Source organism: Kribbella hippodromi (assembly GCF_039531045.1).
GTDB lineage: Bacteria > Actinomycetota > Actinomycetes > Propionibacteriales > Kribbellaceae > Kribbella > Kribbella hippodromi.
Genome location: NZ_BAAAPH010000021.1, coordinates 18,138 through 36,500, shown reverse-complemented (window position 1 = coordinate 36,500; position 18,363 = coordinate 18,138). Strand labels below are relative to the sequence as shown.

16 protein-coding genes are annotated in these 18,363 nt (G+C 66.9%); 5 read left to right on the top strand and 11 right to left on the bottom strand.

Annotated elements, in window-relative coordinates; translation table 11 throughout:
* Positions 1-365: 365 nt before the first annotated feature.
* On the bottom strand, positions 366-497 hold the full coding sequence (locus tag ABD260_RS28120) for a hypothetical protein (protein ID WP_344238149.1): 132 nt from the start codon (positions 495-497) through the stop codon (positions 366-368).
* 307 nt (positions 498-804) lie between these two features.
* Here ABD260_RS28120 and ABD260_RS28115 point away from each other — a divergent pair, with 307 nt between their 5' ends.
* On the top strand, positions 805-1,200 hold the full coding sequence (locus tag ABD260_RS28115) for a hypothetical protein (RefSeq protein WP_344238147.1): 396 nt from the start codon (positions 805-807) through the stop codon (positions 1,198-1,200).
* A gap of 684 nt (positions 1,201-1,884) precedes the next feature.
* Here ABD260_RS28115 and ABD260_RS28110 read toward each other — a convergent pair.
* Genes ABD260_RS28110 through ngcE form a run of 6 tightly spaced genes read right to left on the bottom strand, consistent with a single transcriptional unit; the run spans position 1,885 to position 7,196 of the window.
* Positions 1,885-2,646: a YebC/PmpR family DNA-binding transcriptional regulator gene (locus ABD260_RS28110; protein ID WP_344238145.1), complete on the bottom strand. Its 762-nt coding sequence runs from the start codon at positions 2,644-2,646 to the stop codon at positions 1,885-1,887.
* A gap of 33 nt (positions 2,647-2,679) precedes the next feature.
* Complete coding sequence (pdxT, locus tag ABD260_RS28105) at positions 2,680-3,321, bottom strand: pyridoxal 5'-phosphate synthase glutaminase subunit PdxT (RefSeq protein WP_344238143.1); 642 nt, start codon at positions 3,319-3,321, stop codon at positions 2,680-2,682.
* Entirely contained in the window at positions 3,318-3,869 is a 552-nt protein-coding gene (locus ABD260_RS28100; RefSeq protein WP_344238141.1) for a DUF6891 domain-containing protein, read from the bottom strand. Before ABD260_RS28100 ends, pdxT begins: the two co-directional genes overlap by 4 nt.
* A 29-nt stretch (positions 3,870-3,898) precedes the next feature.
* Entirely contained in the window at positions 3,899-4,789 is an 891-nt protein-coding gene (locus ABD260_RS28095) for a carbohydrate ABC transporter permease (RefSeq protein ID WP_344238139.1), read from the bottom strand.
* Positions 4,786-5,787 (bottom strand): carbohydrate ABC transporter permease, encoded by a 1,002-nt coding sequence (locus tag ABD260_RS28090; protein WP_344238137.1) that lies wholly within the window; start codon positions 5,785-5,787, stop codon positions 4,786-4,788. Before ABD260_RS28090 ends, ABD260_RS28095 begins: the two co-directional genes overlap by 4 nt.
* Complete coding sequence (ngcE, locus tag ABD260_RS28085) at positions 5,784-7,196, bottom strand: N-acetylglucosamine/diacetylchitobiose ABC transporter substrate-binding protein (protein WP_344238135.1); 1,413 nt, start codon at positions 7,194-7,196, stop codon at positions 5,784-5,786. The genes ABD260_RS28090 and ngcE overlap by 4 nt, the downstream gene beginning before the upstream one ends.
* Before the next feature lie 911 nt (positions 7,197-8,107).
* Between ngcE and ABD260_RS28080 the strand changes: the two genes are divergently transcribed.
* Entirely contained in the window at positions 8,108-9,277 is a 1,170-nt protein-coding gene (locus ABD260_RS28080) for an HNH endonuclease family protein (RefSeq protein ID WP_344238133.1), read from the top strand.
* Between the two features lie 16 nt (positions 9,278-9,293).
* Here ABD260_RS28080 and pdxS read toward each other — a convergent pair whose 3' ends face one another.
* Positions 9,294-10,217, bottom strand: a complete 924-nt coding sequence (gene pdxS, locus ABD260_RS28075; protein ID WP_344238131.1) for a pyridoxal 5'-phosphate synthase lyase subunit PdxS — start codon at positions 10,215-10,217, stop codon at positions 9,294-9,296.
* 76 nt (positions 10,218-10,293) lie between these two features.
* Positions 10,294-11,649, bottom strand: coding sequence for an aminotransferase-like domain-containing protein (locus tag ABD260_RS28070; RefSeq protein WP_344238129.1), 1,356 nt, complete (start codon positions 11,647-11,649; stop codon positions 10,294-10,296).
* Between the two features lie 120 nt (positions 11,650-11,769).
* Here ABD260_RS28070 and ABD260_RS28065 point away from each other — a divergent pair, with 120 nt between their 5' ends.
* Positions 11,770-13,425 (top strand): bifunctional 3'-5' exonuclease/DNA polymerase, encoded by a 1,656-nt coding sequence (locus ABD260_RS28065; protein WP_344238127.1) that lies wholly within the window; start codon positions 11,770-11,772, stop codon positions 13,423-13,425.
* 42 nt (positions 13,426-13,467) lie between these two features.
* Here ABD260_RS28065 and ABD260_RS28060 read toward each other — a convergent pair whose 3' ends face one another.
* The gene (locus ABD260_RS28060; RefSeq protein ID WP_344238380.1) at positions 13,468-14,427 is read right to left on the bottom strand and encodes an RNA polymerase subunit sigma-70; all 960 of its coding nucleotides are present in this window, start codon (positions 14,425-14,427) and stop codon (positions 13,468-13,470) included.
* A gap of 90 nt (positions 14,428-14,517) precedes the next feature.
* Here ABD260_RS28060 and ABD260_RS28055 point away from each other — a divergent pair, with 90 nt between their 5' ends.
* Positions 14,518-16,866, top strand: coding sequence for an HAD-IC family P-type ATPase (locus ABD260_RS28055; protein ID WP_344238125.1), 2,349 nt, complete (start codon positions 14,518-14,520; stop codon positions 16,864-16,866).
* Here ABD260_RS28055 and ABD260_RS28050 read toward each other — a convergent pair whose 3' ends face one another.
* Positions 16,867-17,361 (bottom strand): hypothetical protein, encoded by a 495-nt coding sequence (locus ABD260_RS28050; RefSeq protein ID WP_344238123.1) that lies wholly within the window; start codon positions 17,359-17,361, stop codon positions 16,867-16,869. It abuts the gene before it with no gap.
* Positions 17,362-17,447: 86 nt separating this feature from the next.
* On the opposite strand from ABD260_RS28050, the gene ABD260_RS28045 reads away from it, so the two are divergent.
* A partial coding sequence (locus ABD260_RS28045) for an S-methyl-5'-thioadenosine phosphorylase (RefSeq protein WP_344238121.1) occupies positions 17,448-18,363 on the top strand: 916 nt, incomplete at its 3' end.

The window sequence follows — 18,363 nt, the reverse complement described above, 5'->3', positions numbered from 1 at the left end:
GCGGGGCGTCTCGGTGGGACGCGGTTGAGGGCGGGGCGTCTCGGTGGGACGCGGTTGAGGGCGGGGCGTCTCGGTGGGACGCGGTGGGTGTCGGTGGTGGCGGTTATGTTCGCGGGCATGGGTGTTGATTGGACTGTCGCGCTGGCCACCGTCGCCGGACTGCTCAACAGGGACCGGATCGACTGGATGCTTCTCGGCAGCGCGGCGACCGCCCTGCGCGGCGTGGCGATCGTCCCGGGCGACATTGACATCGCTGTCCGCACCGCCACCGACATCACCCGCGCCGCCGCCGTACTACCGACTCCACCCACCTCTACCCCGCCGACAACACGCATTCCCAGTCCGCCGACCCCGGGCACCTCCGCTCACCCGAACGTCGACACCTCCACTCCGCCAACCACACCAAGCACGCCAACCAAAGGTGCCTCCACCTCGCCGAGCGCGGACACCTCCGTTCCGCCGGCTACAGGCACCCCCACGCCCCCGACAGCACGCACTTCCACTCCGCCGACCACAGGAGGCTCCGCGCCGCCAACGGCGGGCAGTTCCGTTCCGGGAAGCACGGGCGCGGCCGCTCTCCCGAGTACCAGCACCTCCTGTTCGCCGACCACAGGTGGCTCCGGTTCGTCGAGGGTTGGCGACTGCGGTTCGCTGGCTGCGGGTGGCTCTGGGGCGGGCGCGGGTGGGGTTGTTTCGGCTGGGGCGGGCGGCCGAGGGGCGGCGGGTGGTGCAGGGGATGGTTCAGGGGGTGGTGCAGGGAGTCGTGCAGGGGGTGGTTTGGCGGGTGAAGGGGCCGGGGTCTGGGTGAGCACTCTGGAGGAGCCGGTGATGTGTTTCGGCGTGGGTGGGGAGCGGTGGACATTTGGGCGGTGGATTGTCGGTGGGACGAAGGTCGAGCTCGCGCATATCGACGCGCCTGCCGTGGACGGCCTGATGCTCGAGACGCGTTCGCCGTTGGTCTGGGGTGAGCGGGAGGTGCTGTCGTGTGGCGGGCAATCCGTGCCGACGGTTCCGGTCGAGGTCCAGCTCGCCACTATGGTCGCTCGGGAACAGCAGGACCGGTTGGCGGCTACTCTCCGCGCTATCGCGCCGGCCGGCCTCGACCTGTCGCTGCTGCGGCGCGCGATCTCGGATAAGCGGGTGGAAGTCCCCGACCTGACCGTCCCTGAAGCGCTGGATCGCCTTCTGACGGGGCGATAGGGCGGCAGGTCGACAGGAGGTGTCGGCTGGATGGGGCGATCGGCAGGCTCAGGAGGGCGTCGGCGAGGGCTCAGTGGGCACATACGTACTGTCGAGCTGCCGAATCCGAACGGGTGGAGGGGCCGGGTACGCCGGTGGTCTTGGTCGACCGTACGGCAGATCGCGGGCCGTATCGCTTGGCATCGCTCGGCGGCCGATCGGGCGTCTCGCTCGGCATCACCCGACGGCGGATCGCGGGCTGTGCTCGGCATCACTCGGCGGCTGGTCGGGCGTCTCACTCGGCACCACCCGACGACTGGTCAGGCGCCTCGCACGGCACCACCCGACGACTGGTCAGGCGCCTCGCTCGGCACCATCCGACGACTGGTCGGGAGTCTTGCTCGGCATCACCCGGCGGACTGCTGGTCGTCTCGGTGGGTATCACTCGGCGGCTGGTCGGGCGTCTGGCTCGGCGTCGGTTGTGCATCGGTCGACGATCAGCTTGGCGGGAGTCGTCCAGTCGAGCCTGGGTGCCGGATCGCCTTACCTGTAGGCCGTTCACGGTGCAGCTCGTGGCGGATGTGGACACTGCAAATCCTGCGCACTGCAAACCGGTGCGCTTTGTTGCCCAAGGCATCGTTAGTCGCCTTGCACGGCTGAGGGCCTCTCCGGTCGCCCGGGGAGGCCCTCGGCGAAGGGTGGAGGTCAGCCGACCTCGGCCATGATTTCGTCCGAGACGTCGAAGTTCGCGTACACGTTCTGGACGTCGTCGCTGTCTTCGAGGGCGTCGATCAGGCGGAAGATCTTGCCGGCGCCGTCCGCGTCCAGTTCGATCGTCTGGGACGGGACGAACTGCACGTCGGCGGACTCGTAGTCGATGCCGGCGTCCTGCAGCGCGGACCGGGCCGGGACCAGGTCGGTGGCCTCGGTGACGACCTCCCAGGACTCGCCCAGGTCGTTCACCTCGTCCGCGCCGGCCTCCAGCACCGCCTCCATCACGTCGTCCTCGGACAGGGACTTGCCGTCCTGGTCCTTGGCGACGACGATCACGCCCTTGCGGCTGAACAGGTACGCGACCGAGTTCGGGTCTGCGAGTGAGCCGCCGTTGCGGGACATGGCGGTGCGGACGTCGGCCGCGGCCCGGTTCCGGTTGTCGGTCAGGCACTCGACCAGCATCGCCACGCCGTTCGGGCCGTAGCCCTCGTACATGATCGTCTGGTACTCGGCGCCACCGGCCTCGGCGCCCGAGCCACGCTTGACGGCGCGGTCGATGTTGTCGTTCGGGACCGAGGACTTCTTCGCCTTCTGGATGGCGTCGTACAGCGTCGGGTTCCCGCCGGGGTCACCACCGCCCATCCGGGCGGCCACCTCGATGTTCTTGATCAGCTTCGCGAAGAGCTTGCCGCGCTTCGCGTCGATGACGGCCTTCTTGTGCTTCGTGGTGGCCCATTTGGAGTGGCCCGACATGGCAAACCCAACCCTTCTACCGCTGCTACTGACTCAGAGGCCGCGGACCAGCTCGGCGAAGTAGCCGTGCAGCCTGGCGTCCCCGGTCATCTCCGGATGGAACGACGTGGCCAGCAACCGATCATGGCGAACCGCGACGATCCTACTGCGTTCTGCCTCCGGCCCCAGCCCAGCCCACCCTGCCGCGGGACCCGACCTCACCGTCGACAATACCTGTACGTCCGCACCGACCCGCTCCACCCACGGTGCCCGGATGAACACAGCGTGGTACGGAGTGTCGAACGAAGGCCCCAGCTCAGGGAACTCCAGGTCCGCCTCGAACGAGTCCACCTGCCGCCCGAACGCGTTCCGCCGGACTGTCACATCCAGCCCGCCGAGCGTCTCCTGCCCCTCGATCCCGCCGGTGATCTCGTTCGCCAGCATGATCATCCCGGCACACGTACCGAAGGCCGGCATCCCGTCCGCGATCCGCTTCTGCAACGGCTCGAACAGCTCGAACGAGCGGGCCAGCTTGTACATCGTGGTCGACTCGCCGCCCGGAAGCACCATCGCGTCGACCTGGGCCAGCTCGGACTCCCGCCGTACCGGACGCGCGTCGGCGCCGACCGCGGTCAGCATCGCCAGGTGCTCGCGGACGTTCCCCTGCAGCGCGAACACCCCGATCACGGGCTTCACAGCGTCACCCGGCGGTGCCACTCGAGAGTCACCTCGATGCGGCCCTCGTCGAAGGCGGCGGGGAGGTCGTGCTGCCGCAGCAGCGCCAGCACGTCCTCCAGCAGCGGCTCACCGGGCGCGACATTGGCCGTGTCGGGATGCCACAGCTTCAGCTCCAACATGCCGAAGTCGACCGCGTGCCAGACGTCGGTGTCGGTGAAGAACACCAGTCCCTGCGGCTGGTCGGCCGCTTCCAGTGCCTGGCGGGCGGCGTGGTGGTCCGATGTGTACCGAACCACCACCAGTCCGAGCCGCTGCAATTCGTCGAGTACTGCGTCCAACCGGTCCGGGTCGGTCGTCTCCGGCCAACCCTTTGCCTCTTCGGAGAGGTCCATCACGGCCTCACCGATCAGCAGCGGTACCAGTGCGTCCGGGTCCATCGCCGGTGCGTCTTCCGAGACCGCTTCCGTCAGCGCAGCCGTGATCGCTGCATGGTCGGCGTACCCGGATCGCACCAGAACGCGGGCCAGGCCGCGCAACTCCCTTGCGGTCCGCTCATCCACGTGCATGGTGATCAGCGTAGTCGAGCCGCCCTTGCCTACTTCACGCCTCCGGCAGTCACGGACACCTGCAGCTGGCGCTGGAAGAAGATGTAGACGACCAGCACCGGCGCCACCGTGATCACCACGGCCGCGAACAGCGCACCGAAGTCCACCGCGTAACCGGCCTGCGACGCGAACGACGCCATGCCCTGAGAGAGCACGTAGTTGTTCGAGTTCGTGTTCAGGGCGACGGGCAGCAGGAACTGGTTCCACAGCCCGAGGAAGTTGAAGATGGCGACCGAGGCCATGCCCGGCCGGGCCATCGGCAACATCACCGAGAAGAACGACCGCCACTCCCCCGCGCCGTCGATCTGCGCCGCCTCGTACACCTCGCCCGGCAGGGCCTTGAAGAACGAGTGCAGGAAGAAGACGGTGAACGGAAGCGCGAACGCCACGTACGTGATGATCAGCCCGGGCAGCGTGTTCAGCAGCCCGAAATTCTTCAGTACGAAGAACAGCGGCACGATCGCCAGGAACACCGGGAAGGTCAGCCCGGCCAGCATCGAGTAATAGATCACCCGGTTGCCGAAGAACTGGAACCTGGCCAGTACGTACGCGCACATCGCACCGAGAACCATCACCAGCACCAGCGCGGACCCGACCACGATCACCGTGTTCAGGAAGTACTGGCCGATGCCGGCCGTGGTCCAGGCGTTCGCGTAGTTGCCGAACCGTAGTTTGCTCGGCAGCGACAGCGGGTTGCCGAGGATCTCCTGCGTCGACTTGAACGAGGACAGCAACGTCCAGATCAGCGGCAGGATCACCAGCAGCGACCACAGGATCAGGGCGATGTGGGCAGTAGTGGCAACACCCCTGCCCTCCCGGTCGCCCTTCCCGGAAGTGGTGGAGCCAACGACCACGTCGGCCTGGCCGGCAGTGGTTGTCATCGGCGCACCTTCACTTTCCGCTCACTTCCGCCGGTCAGGCGGTTCACCAGGAACACCAGCAGGGCGAACAGCATCGTGACAGCGGCCAGGATCACGCCCATCGCCGTCGAGTAGCCGAACTGGCCCTTGGTGAAGGCAGTGGTGAACAGCTGCTGCGGCATCACCAGTGTCGAGTTCTGCGGGCCACCACCTGGGTTCAGTGCCTGCATGTAGACGAAGGCGTCCAGTGCGGCGATGCCCAGATAGATGTACGCCGTCTGCACGTTGTCGCGGATCAGCGGCACGGTCAGGAAGATCGCGGTCCGGAACCGGCCGGCGCCGTCGATCCGGGCCGCCTCGAAGACCTCCGGGTCGATGCCCCGGATGGCGGCGATGAACAGCACCATGTAGAAACCGACGCCGCCCCAGATCATCACGAACATCGAGGCCGGCATCGCGGTCCGCGCGTCACCCAGCCAGGCGTAGTTCGCGAACTGGCTGAGTCCGATCTTGGACAGTACCGCGTCCAGGATGCCCGAGCCCGGCGTGAACACCTGCGCCCAGATCAGCCCGATCACGATCGCGGGGATCACGTACGGGAAGAAGGACACGATCCGGTAGTACCCGGAGTTGCGAAGTCCGCGGACCGTACCCGTACCCGAACCGCCGACCGTGACCAGCGTGGCCAGGGTCAGCGACAGCACGATCGTCACCAGTGGTACGACGATCGCGAGCTCGACGTTGTTGCGGACGGCCCGCAAGAAGATGTCGTCGTGGAACAGCTTCACGTAGTTGTCGAAGCCGACGAAGTTCATCCCCGAGCTGAACCCCGACCAGTCGGTCAGCGAGTAGTACAGCGCCTGCACGAACGGTGAGATGACGAAGATCAGGAAGATCGCCAGCGGCAGCCCGAGAAACACCACCATGAAGCTGACCCGGTCGAAGGTCAGCGGCCGGCGCCGCCGGGTGACGGACCGCTTGGGTCCATCACCCGGGACGACGTCTTGCGTCGTGGTCACTTGGTGACCGGGATCTTCTTGACGGAGCTGTCGTTGCGCACCTTGTCAGTGATCTGCTGCAGGCCCTTCGTCAGGCCGGCCGCGTCGACCTGACCGGACAGGAACGAGTTCCAGACCACCAGCTGGTCGGTGTTCATGCCGTACAGGCTGAACACCTGGTAGTCGAAGACGTCGGTGCCGGCGGCGTCCAGCATCTGCGTCTGCGACTGCAGCGCGGTCGAGCCGAAGCCGTCGGCGGGCACCAGGCCCTTGACGATCGTCGGCGCCAGCCGCGTCTTGGAGAAGTTGGTCGCCGCGTCCTTGGACAGCATCGCCCGCAGCAGTTCCTTGCCTCCGGCCACGTTCTTGGCCTTCGCCGGGACGATGTACGGCTCGCCGGCCGCGCTCCGCAGGGACGTGTACGGCAGCTTCGGGCTCGCGGTCAGCGTCGGCTCCGGGATGCCCTTCATGTCGAAGCCGGCCTTGGTGGCCTTCTTCATCTCGTTCTCGATCCAGGACCCCGACGGGTACAGGATCGCCTGCTGGTCGTTGCTCCACTTCGCCTGCGCGGCGGTGAACTGGGTACCGGCACCACCCGGCACGAAGTACCCGCTCTTGACCATCGTCTCCATGGCCTTGAAGACGCCCTGGATCTCCGGCTTGGACCAGCAGTCGGCCTCAAGGTTGCCGAGCGACAGCCGGACCGGGTCGCCACCTTCCTTGATCGCCGAGTCGACGGCCAGGGTCTGGTAGTAGGTGGCGGCTTCCTTGCCCCAGACGAACAGGTACTTGCCCTTGGCCTTCGCCTTGGCGCCCAGTGCGAGCAGGTCCTCGTACGTCTTCGGCGGCTCCCACCCGTTCGCCTTGAACAGGCTGTCCGAGTACCACAGGCCGTACAGCGTGAGGACGTAGTTGATCGCGACGAACTTGTCGCCGAACGTACCGGGTGCCTTGACCCCGGCGTACAGCGTGTCGGCGATCTTCTTGCCCTCGTAGTTGTTCGCCTCGAAGACGTCGTCGAGCGTCGCCAGCTGGTCCAGGATCGTGTTGAAGCCGATCTGGTTCGCGCCGGAGTTGTCGATCAGGTCCGGCGGGTTGCCGCCGACGAAGCGCGGCTGCAGCTGCTGCGCGATCTGCGTGGACGGCGCGACCTTGAAGGTCGAGCCGGACTGCTTCTGCTGCGCGATGTTGGCCGCGAACGTCACGTAGTCGAAGCCGTAACCACCGTTGAAGATGACCGCGTCCACGGTCGACTTGTCGGCCATCCCGAACGGGTTGCTGTCGCTCTTCGTTCCGCCCGAGGAGCTGTTGCTGTTCGAGTTGCCACTGCTCGCGCAACTGGCGAGCGTGCCGCTCAGGGGCAGCACCGCGGCCGCCGCCAAACTCCCCCGCAGGAAGTTCCGTCGCCCGATCTTGCTGGTCTCGCTCATTGGTCCCGCCTCTTCTCGCTCGATTCCCGACGGTGCTGATGACGCCCGCCCCTGGTGGTCAGCGTCCCCCGTCCGTCCTCGGCGACCGGCACGCGCCGCGGCCCGCCGCCCAGGTTCCAGCCACCCGATCGGCAGCAGGCCTGCAAGCTCCGCCACACTGCGCCCCGAGGCATTACGCATTGTCTTGACCAAAATCGCCCGGCGTCAAGTCTCCCCGGCAGCGAGAGATCTGCCTGTGACCAAAGGCTGCGCGGCGAACGACTTCCGCAATCCACGACTCAACGCTTACCGTTCTGGACCGGCAGCGCGGGCCGACGCGCCGAATCCGATCCCATTTCGTGACCTAGCTCGGGTGTAATCACCCAGCCACGGCTGGTCGTAACGGCCGCAAGGTGCGCAGCGATAGGCGGACAACGGACGGAACACCCTGGGGGCGGGCGATGGCTGCAGGCAAGTACTGCGTTTTGTGTGATCTTCCGGAGTCCCAGTGCGCGCACGGACTCAGGAAGCGTGAAGCCAAGAAGCGGCGGCGTCAGCCGGCGGCTCAGCAAGGAAGCGGCCGGCAAACGAAGCGAACGCCCCGAAAGAAGTCAGTGAAGCCAAGCCCGAAGCGTTGTGCGGCGTGCGCGACCGGGAACCGCTACGGCCGATATCGGTTGTGCCTGCGATGCGGCATTCAGGCGGGGTTTCGGTTGTGCCGTAAGTGTGGCCGGTACTTCGATCCTGACGGGACCACGAGCGTGAAGAAACCGACGTGCAAATCCTGCCGCCGGTCGCGCGTCAAGCGGTCTGTGTGGGTGGTTGCTTCGGCTGGTGCTCCGGGTCTCGGCCGCCGTGCTTGACCGGGGATATCACGTACGGGAAGGTTGGCCGGAGCTGCCGGGCAACCACAGCATCTGGAGGGGCAGCCGGTGAAGGCGCCGGAGACCAAGTTGCTCGACCTGCTGGCCAAGGCGAGTCAGTTTTGTCATCCCGATCTATCTCCGCCCTTGCCGAGGAGCTCTCCACCCGCCCGCAGACGGATCGAGGCCAATCACGCGTACTTCAAAGCGCAACTACAACGGCCCACAGTAGATCTCGGCGCGATCTGCCGGGGCCTGGCCAAGCTCGTGGTCGTCGACATCCGGCTCGATCGCTCGCAAGACAATCCGCAACTTCGTGCTGATGGGTCTCGAGCCGGCAGAGCAGGAATATCTGTACGCGAAGTACCCAGCCGCATTCCGACCAACTCGCACAACACGACCTGCGCGACCTTCTCGAAGAACTATCGCAGCTTTCCCACGGACGACGAATTCCGGGAAGCGCTGAAGAGCGCCGATCTGTACCGCTTCAAGCGCCGCTCGTACTTCCTGCGGCACCTGGAGAACCATCAGCGGAAGGGGCATGTGGCCATCGAGGACTACACGATCGAGCACATCCTTCCGCAGAACGAGAACCTCTCCGCGGAGTGGCGCCAAGCTCTCGGCGACGACTGGGCCGATGTGCAGGCCCGTTATCTGCATACGCTGGGCAACCTGACGCTGACTGGTTACAACTCCGAGTACAGCGATCACCCATTCGCGGTCAAGCGGGACATGGAAGGTGGGTTCAAGGACAGCCCACTTCGGCTCAACAAGGGCCTCGGGCAACTCGCGGAGTGGAACGCGGCGGCCATCCAGTCGCGCGCCGAACGCCTCGCCGAGGTCGCGTCGACCATCTGGGCCAGGCCGATCCTGAGCGACGAGGTCCGCGCTCAGTTCGAGGAACCCTGGCAGGAAACAGGCTTCTCGATCGAAGACCACCCGAATCTCTTGCCGCCGGCCGGCGAGAACTCTCGAAGCGCTGCACGACGAACGCAAGCTCGCCTGGGATGTCACCGGCCGGGGGCACTGGTGGAACGGCAACGCCGAGGTCGGACTCGACGAGGCGTCGGACTTCCCCTACGTCATGGGTTTGGTGCGACAGGCCTACGAATTCCAGCTCGGCGGCGACTGACAAGAGCAGCCGGCCTGTCCATGCCCGAATCCGCCTGGCCGAGCCGACGGTTGGCGCCCACCGTCCGTCCTGCGCCGCCGGGAAGCCAGACGGCGTCAGGACGATGAGGCCTCGTAGCGAGACTTACCAGCCGCGCTCGGCCAACCTGTGCGGCTGGGGGATTTCGTCGACGTTGATGCCTACCATGGCTTCGCCGAGGCCGCGGGAGACCTTGGCGATGACGTCGGGGTCGTCGTGGAAGGTGGTGGCCTTGACGATGGCCTCGGCGCGCTGGGCGGGGTTGCCGGACTTGAAGATGCCGGAGCCGACGAAGACGCCCTCGGCGCCGAGCTGCATCATCATGGCGGCGTCGGCGGGGGTGGCGATGCCGCCGGCGGTGAAGAGGACGACCGGGAGCTTGCCGAGCGCGGCGACCTCCTTGACCAGCTCGTACGGGGCCTGAAGTTCCTTCGCCGCAACGTAGAGCTCGTCCTCCGGCAGGTTCTGCAGCTTGCGGATCTCCTGGCGGATCTGGCGCATGTGCGTGGTCGCGTTCGACACGTCACCGGTACCCGCCTCGCCCTTGGAGCGGATCATGGCCGCGCCCTCGGTGATCCGGCGCAGTGCCTCGCCCAGGTTGGTCGCGCCGCAGACGAACGGCACGGTGAACTGCCACTTGTCGATGTGGTTCGCGTAGTCGGCCGGGGTGAGTACCTCGGACTCGTCGATGTAGTCCACCCCGAGGCTCTGCAGCACCTGTGCCTCGACGAAGTGCCCGATCCTGGCCTTGGCCATCACCGGGATCGAGACCGAGGCGATGATGCTGTCGATCATGTCCGGGTCGCTCATCCGGGACACGCCGCCCTGGGCCCGGATGTCGGCCGGAACCCGCTCCAGCGCCATCACCGCGACCGCGCCGGCCTCCTCGGCGATCTTTGCCTGCTCGGCCGTGACGACGTCCATGATCACGCCGCCCTTGAGCATCTCCGCCATCCCGCGCTTGACCTTCGCGGTACCGGTCGCGGTGCCGGTCTCGGGCGTGCTCTGCGGGATCTGGTTCTCGGTCACTGCAACTCCTCCTGGTGGGCTGTCCTCACCGTCCAGGTTAGGAGGTCTCGGGCACCGATCTTCAGTCCACTCTGAATCAAGTGGACTGACTGATCGCGGCACCCAACCGCGCGACCACCAGGCGGAGCGTGGCCGGCGGCGCGGTGAACGGGATCCGGATGTGCCGCCGATCAGTACCGTCCGGTGTGAACAGGTCGCCCGCACCGAGCAGAAGCCCTTGTTCACGGGCAGATTCCAGTACGCGCCGTGCTCTGGTTTCGGTGAGCTCCAGCCAGAGCGTCATGCCACCTGTAGGGGTTGGCCACACCACACCGTCGAGTGACCTGAGCCCTGTCTCCAGTGCGTTCAGGTTGGCGCGCAGTCTGGTACGCCGCCGGCTGATGACCTTGTCCAGCTTCGGAATGATCGCCTGTGCCAGTAGGTCGTCCAGCGCACTTGGTGAGGCCACACTGAGCTGTGCGGCCGTGTTGATGCGCCGCCTCAGCTGCTTGCCGGTGCGTACCCATCCAACGCGCAGTCCGCCCCACACTGTCTTGGACAGCGAGCCCACGCTGACAGTCCGCGGGTACCGGCTCAGCGGCTCGGCCTGTTTGCCATTAGCCAACCACAGTGGCCGCATCGTCTCGTCACTGATCAGTGCAGCTCCATAGCGCCGGGCGATCTCCACTACTGCCGTACGCCGGTCCGCGGGCAGGCTAAGGCCAGTCGGGTTGTGGTTGTCCGCCTGCAGATAGATGACCTTCGGGCGGTGCCGTCTGCAGAGATGGGCGAGCTGGTCGGTGTCCCAGACCCCCGCGGGCCAACCGGCGACGTCTAGCCTGTGCTTGCGCAACAGATCGAAGGCAGCTGGGTACGTAGGGCTTTCGGTGATCGCTACGCCCGGTCCGAGGTCCAGTCCGGCCAGTGCGGCGTTCAGACCGGCTGCTGCGCCGACAGTGAGGGTAAGTTGGCTCGGCTCGGTCGGTACGCCCTCCTGGGTCAACCGCTCGGCTAGTGCTACCCGCAGCTCCTGGGAGCCACCCGGTGGCGGTCCGTCGCCGCCCATTGCTTGCGGCAGCCCGTCCTCGACGATCTGCGCTGCCGCCTCCGCTACGTCATGTGGTGCAGCAGTAGTAGCGAAGCGGAGGTCGAGTACTGGTTGATCTCCTGGCGTGACAGTGGACACGGGCGCGACAGGGTCGAGTAGGCGATCCAGTGGGCGTACGACGGTCCCGGAACCGCGCTTGGTCTCCAGTACGCCGTCGCGGCGCAGGTTCTCCAGGGCGCGGACCACGGTGACCCGGCTCACCCCAAGCCGCTCCGCCAGTACGCGCTCCGACGGCAGCCGCGAGCCGATCGAGAGCTCGCCCCGCTCGATCCGCCGCAGCACCAGCCCCTCGACCTGCTCGGTCTTCGTCCCGTCCGTCCCGTCCAGATCCCCCACCCGCCACATAAGTCCAGCGTGCCACAACTGGCCTTACAACCCGACCTTGGGAACCCACCACGTACTTTCCGGCAGCGAAAACGCGCGGTGGGTTCTCAAAGTGTCGGGGCGGGGTGTGAGGATCAGGGCGTGGACGAGAGGTGGGCGATCGCGCCGGAGGGCGGTCGGGGCGCGGTACTGGTGCGGTTGCGTGGGGACGGGTCGGTTGCTGGGGAGGTGTTGCACGAGGCGGATCTGGTGGCGGCGGTGGCGTCGCGGCCGTCGGTGTCGCGGTGGGTGTGGCGGTCGACGGCTGAGGTGTACCCGCGGTTGCTCGCCGCGGGCGTTCGGGTCGAGCGCTGCTACGACATCGAGAACACCGAGGGCCTGCTGCTCGGTCATGCCGGCCGGCTCGGCCAGCCGCGATCGGCCGCGGCGGCGTGGGCGCGGCTCACCGGCGCTCCGGTACCGGCCGATCCCCCGCTGCGTGCGGTCGTACCAGGCGATCAGTCGTCGCTCTTCGACATCCCCGCCGAACCACTCCCCTTCGAAGCCCTCCTCGGGGTGTACGCGGACCAGCTGAAGCGGCACACCACCACCGAGTACCCGGATCGGATGCGGTTGCTGACGGCATCGGAATCGTCGGCGATGCTGATCGCCGCCGAGATGGATCTGGCCGGGCTGCCGTGGAGCGCGGACGAGCATCGCGCCGTACTGAGCGAGCTGCTCGGCGAACGCTTTGCCGGTACGGGCGAGCCGCGCCGGCTGACCGAGCTTGCCGACGAGATCTCCGCGGCGTTCGGGCATCGGGTCCGGCCGGAGCTGCCCGCCGATGTGCTGAAGGCGTTCAAGCAGGCCGGGTTCCAGGTGAAGTCGACGCGGAAATGGGAGCTCGAGCACCTGGATCATCCGGCCGTCGCGCCGCTGATGGAGTACAAGAAGCTCTACCGGATCTACACCGCGAACGGCTGGAGCTGGCTGAACGACTGGGTCCGTGACGGGCGCTTCCGGCCCGGGTTCGTGCCAGGTGGGACGGTGTCCGGGCGCTGGATCACCAACGGTGGTGGCGGGCTGCAGATCCCGAAGGTGATCCGGCGTGCCGTCGTCGCCGATCCCGGCTGGCGGCTGGTGGTCGCGGACGCGTCCCAGCTCGAGCCGCGGATCCTGGCCGCGATCTCCCGGGATCCCGCGCTCATGGAGGTCGCGAGCGATCCCGGCGATCTCTACAAGGCGGTGTCGGACCGGGCGTTCTCCGGCGACCGGGCGCAGGCGAAGCTGGCTGTTCTCGGCGCGATCTACGGGCAGACATCGGGCGACGGGCTGAAGAACCTCGCCATGCTGCGCAAACGGTTCCCCACAGCGGTTGAGTACGTGGACGCGGCCGCGCGCGCTGGGGAAGACGGCCGCTTGGTTCGTACGTACCTGGGCCGTACTTGTCCGCCGGCCGGGCACCGGCTCGATGATGTGCTGCTGGATGATCCGGATACGGAGGTGCCGCCGACGGATCCGCGGCATGCACGTGCTCGGGGTCGGTTCACTCGCAACTTCGTGGTGCAGGGGTCTGCCGCGGACTGGGCGTTGCTGATGCTCGCTGCGCTGCGGCAGGCGCTGGCTGGTCTGACCGCTGAGCTGGTGTTTTTCCAGCATGACGAGGTGATCGTGCACTGCCCGGCCGATGAAGCTGAACAGGTCACCGCTGCCATTCAGCAGGCCAGCGACCTGGCCGGGACGCTTACGTTTGGCTCGACGCCGACCAACTTCGCCTTCACCACGGCGACCGTTCAGACCTACGCCGACGCAAAGTAGTTCAAACGGTCTCGGGGAGGTTGCCCCCACCACAGCCGTCGTTCACACCGTTTCGGGCAGTCCGTAGCGGATGTGGTCCGTCGTTTCGAAGGCGGTGATTTCGGCGATCAGGCCCTGCTCCAGGCGGAAGATGTCGAGGGCGAAGAGGCGGTGCGTGGTGGCGCCCGCGGGCTGGAGGTACGCGGCGAGGGTGGGCTGCCGGTTGACCGAGGTGGGGACGAACCGCCAGTGGCCGCGGTACGCCGGGTCGAGGTTCGGGATCAGCGAGCGCAGCGCATCGACGCGGCCGGCGAACCAGAACGGGTACGGCGGCATGGTGATGCGGATGTCGTCATGCATAAGGGCTGCTAGCGCTGATGGGTCTGCCGCGTCCCAGGCGGACATGTACTTCTCCAGCAGCTCCCGTTCCGCTGCAGTAGCACCAGTGGCCGACCACTCGGTGCGGTGCGGTGGAAGGTGCTCGCGCAACACCGGACGTGCACGCTGCAGAGCCGAATTGACTGCCGCGACAGACAGCTCAACCGCTTCAGCTGTTTCGCGCGCAGACCACCCCAGTACGTCCCGCAGGATCAGTGCGGCCCGCTGACGTACAGGTAGGTGCTGGATCGCAATGAGGAACGCCAACTCGATTGTCTCGCGCCGGATCGTTGCCGCGTCCGGTTCCTCGGCCCGGTCAAGCAGCACGTCCGGGAAGGGCTGTAGCCACGGCACGTCCTCCCGCGCCGGTAGAGCGGTAGCAGGAAATGAAGCTGGCTCCAGCTGGTACGGCAGTACGCGGCGCGGTCTACGTACGTCGTCGATGCACACGTTCGTAGCGATGCGGTACAGCCACGTACGCAGTGAGGACCGCCCCGCGAAGCTGTCACGACCACGCCAGGCCCGCAGCAGGGTCTCCTGGACCATGTCCTCCGCGTCGTCGAACGAACCGAGCATCCGGTAGCAGTGCACCCGCAGCTCATGCCGATACTGCTCCGTCTCTTCCGCGAACCTGTCCGCCGACATCTGTTCCACGGACCCATTCAATCCGACATCCGCCGCGATCACCCCGGTACTGTGGTGCGCGCCCGCCCCCGCTACCGAGGAGGACGTCTGATGGGTCGTGGGCTGAGCGCCACGGAAGTGGCGGAGCGGGTCGCGGCCGGCCGGACTAACGCGATCCAGGTACGCACGAGCCGTACGTTCGGGCAGATCGTCCGCGCGAACGTCTTCACCTTCTTCAACGGCCTATTGGGTACGCTGCTAGTCGCTGTGATCGCCACCGGCAGCTGGCAGAACGCTCTGTTCGGTCTGGTCATCCTGACCAACTCCGGGATCGGCATCTTCCAGGAGGTCCGGGCCAAGCGGACACTGGACCGGCTGGCTCTGTTGAACGTCACCCATGTCCGCGTGGTGCGGGACGGTGAAGTCAGTGAAGTAGGGATCGACGAGGTCGTGCAGGACGACCTGGTGCGGATCGGCAGTGGCGACCAGGTGCCGGCTGACGGACCAGTACTGCGGTCCGAGGGGCTGGAGCTGGATGAGTCGCTGCTGACCGGTGAATCCGATCCAGTGCACAAGCGCCCCGGTGACGAGGTGCGGTCCGGTGCGATCGTCGTAGCGGGCGAGGGCGACTTCACGGCGACATCAGTGGGTGCGGAGACGTACGCCGCCAAGCTGGCGTCCGAGGCGCGCAAGTACCAGGTGACTCGGTCCGAGCTGGTTGCGGGCACCACACTGCTGCTGCGGCGCATCTCCCTGATCCTGTTGATCGTTGGGCCGTTGTTGCTCTGGGCACAGTTCCGCAGCAAGGACAACAAGACCTGGCAGGAGGCTGTCACCGGTACGGTCGCCGGGCTGGTCGGGATGATTCCCGAAGGTCTGGTGCTTCTGACGTCGCTGGCGTTCATGCTGGCGATCATTACGCTGGCCCGTCGCAAGACACTGGTCCAGGAGCTGCCCGCGGTTGAGGGACTCGCTCGCGTGGACGTGGTGTGCCTGGACAAGACCGGCACGCTCACCAGCGGTGAGATCGTGCTGGACCGCCTCGTACCGCTCGCGGCGGACGACAGGACCGAGCAGGCGCTTGCGCTGGCCGCAGTGAGCGATCGGCCGAACGCTACCGGGCAGGCGATCGCCGCCTCGTACGCCTCCACCTCGCTGACCGCACTGGCCCGCGTACCGTTCTCCTCGGCGCGCAAGTGGCAGTCGGTCACCACGGCAACCGAAACGTGGGTGCTTGGCGCGCCCGAGATGGTCCTGACGCGTACGGACGACGCGGCGACTGCGGACGCTCGCGCACAAGCCGATGAGATCGCTGCACAAGGGCGCCGGGTCCTCGTACTGGCCCGGGGCGCTGCACAGGACAATGATCAGCTGCCGGAGCAGCTCGTACCGGTCACGCTGGTCGTACTTGCCGAGCGGATTCGCGATGATGCGGCGCCGACGATGCAGTACTTCACCGAGCAAGGTGTCGAGCTCAAGGTGATCTCCGGCGACAACCCTCGTACGGTCGGTGCTGTTGCGGCTGCGGTGGGTGTACCGGGTGTGCAGGGCGCGGACGATGCGGTTGATGCCCGTACGTTGCCTGAAGATCTTGACGAGCTGGCCGACGTACTGGATCGGTCGTCGGCGTTCGGGCGGGTGAGTCCGCATCAGAAACGGGCGATGGTCGCGGCGTTGCAGCGTCGCGGGCATGTCGTCGCGATGACCGGTGACGGCGTGAACGACGCGCTCGCGTTGAAGGACGCCGACATCGGGGTTGCGATGGGCAACGGTTCGGCGGCGACGCGGGCGGTGGCGCAGCTGGTGCTGCTGGACGGGCAGTTCCGGCACCTGCCGGACGTGGTCGCCGAGGGACGCCGGGTGATCGCGAACATCGAGCGGGCGGCGAGTTTGTTCCTGGTGAAGAACGTGTACTCGCTGCTGCTGACGGTCATCACGGCGACCACCTTCGTCGCGTACCCGCTGGCCCCGATTCAGTTGACGCTGATCTCCAATCTGACGATCGGGATCCCGGCGTTCTTCTTGGCGATCGCGCCCAACAAGCAGCGGTATGTGCCGGGGTTCTTGGGGCGGGTGTTGCGGTTCGCGGTGCCGGTCGGTGTGGTCACCGCGATCTGCGCGTTCGCCGGGTACCGGTTGGTGCGGGTGTTCGACAGCGGTGCGAGCGTGGCCGAGGCGCGTACGGTGACAACGGTCGTCGTACTTGTCGTGTCGCTGTGGACGCTGTCGATCCAGGCGCGCCCGTTCAATCTGTGGAAGACGGGGCTGGTCGCGACGATGGCTGCGCTGGCGGCGATCGCGGTGCTCGTACCGCCGATCGGCCACGGGATCTTCCTGCTCGAGGTGAGTACGCACCGGGTCCTGGGCGGTCTGGCGATGGGCGCCGTCGGCATCCTCTTGATCGAACTGGTCCGAGCCGTGACCGCTCACCTTCGGCGCCGCCGCCGAGCTGCCCAGTAGCTAGTTGCTGTCTTCCAGTTCGATGGTGGTTGGCATCGGCGCCCGCCCTGCCAACCGGAGCCAGGTGACCAGCCGCCGGTGACGCAGGTCCCTCGTCGAGACCACCACATCATTGTGAAAGCGCCTGGCCAGCTGCACGCGGCGCATTGCCAGGTTCAGCTCACCGGCCCACGGTTCGGTCTCAGTACCAACAGCATGAATCGCACGCGTCAGCGCCGACTCCGCCTGCTCACGTACCTCCATCGCATCGTGCGAAGCGGCGCGCGCGTGGTGCGCGGCGTCCAGCAGCAACAACGCCGACGCCGGGTCCAGTACGCCAGCACCAGCCACCTCGGCCGCCAGCGCGGACCGCTGCGCCAGCTCCTTCTCCAGCGTGGCGCGCGCGAGGTCCACCCGGGCGTGCAACCGGTCCAAGCGGCCGGCAGTCCAGCTCGCGTACGCGCCGAACAGCAACAGCACCACGCCGATCGCGACCAGCAGCCAGGGGATCTCCACAGCCCCATTCGATCACCCCTTACGGAGCGCTGACGGTCCAGCCGGATCCGGTTACCACAGCCGGCTCCAGCACTAGCGTCGTGACCATGGCTGATATCGGCGTACTCGGCGGGTCCGGCTTCTACTCGTTCTTGTCCGATGTGGAGACGATTCCGCTCGACACCCCGTTCGGCGCACCGAGCGAACACCCGGTCGTCGGGCAACTCGGCGGGCGGCAGGTCGCGTTCATCCCTCGGCACGGCGCGGACCACCGGTACCCGCCACACCGCGTCAACTACCGGGCGAACCTTTGGGCGCTGCGCGAGCTCGGCGTACGCCAAGTGCTCGCCCCCTGCGCGGTCGGATCGCTCCGCCCCGAACTGACGCCCGGTACGTTCGTCGTCCCGGATCAGTACGTCGACCGCACTTGGGGTCGTGCTCAGACCGTGTACGACGGTGCGCCGGTTGTCCATACCTCAGCCGCCGATCCGTACTGTCCGACCGGCCGTAGGACTGTGATTGCCGCTGGCAACGTCGTACCCGAAGGGACCATGGTGGTGATCAACGGACCCCGGTTCTCAACCCGCGCCGAATCGCGCTGGCATGCCGCGCAGGGCTGGTCGGTCGTCGGCATGACCGGCGCGCCCGAGGCGGCGATCGCCCGCGAACTTGCGCTCTGTTACACGTCGATCGCCGTCGTCACCGACCACGACGCCGGCGTCGAGACCGGTTCTGGCGTGACCCAGGCGGAGGTCTTCGCAGCCTTCAAGCACAGCATTGAACGCCTGCAAGACCTCCTGAAAACCGTCATCCACCACCTCCCCGACACCGACTGCCCCTGCCACCACTCCCTGGACGGCACCGCCGCAGCCAACCCAACGCCCAGAAGCACAGCCGACGCGATCCCGGCAGGCGCCGCACATGTGGCCCCGACGGACACCGCGCCGCATCACGCACCCGCAGGCGCGAGGCAGGAAGCGGTCGCGTCGGACGCAATCCCGACAACGGGAGCGGGAGCGGAAG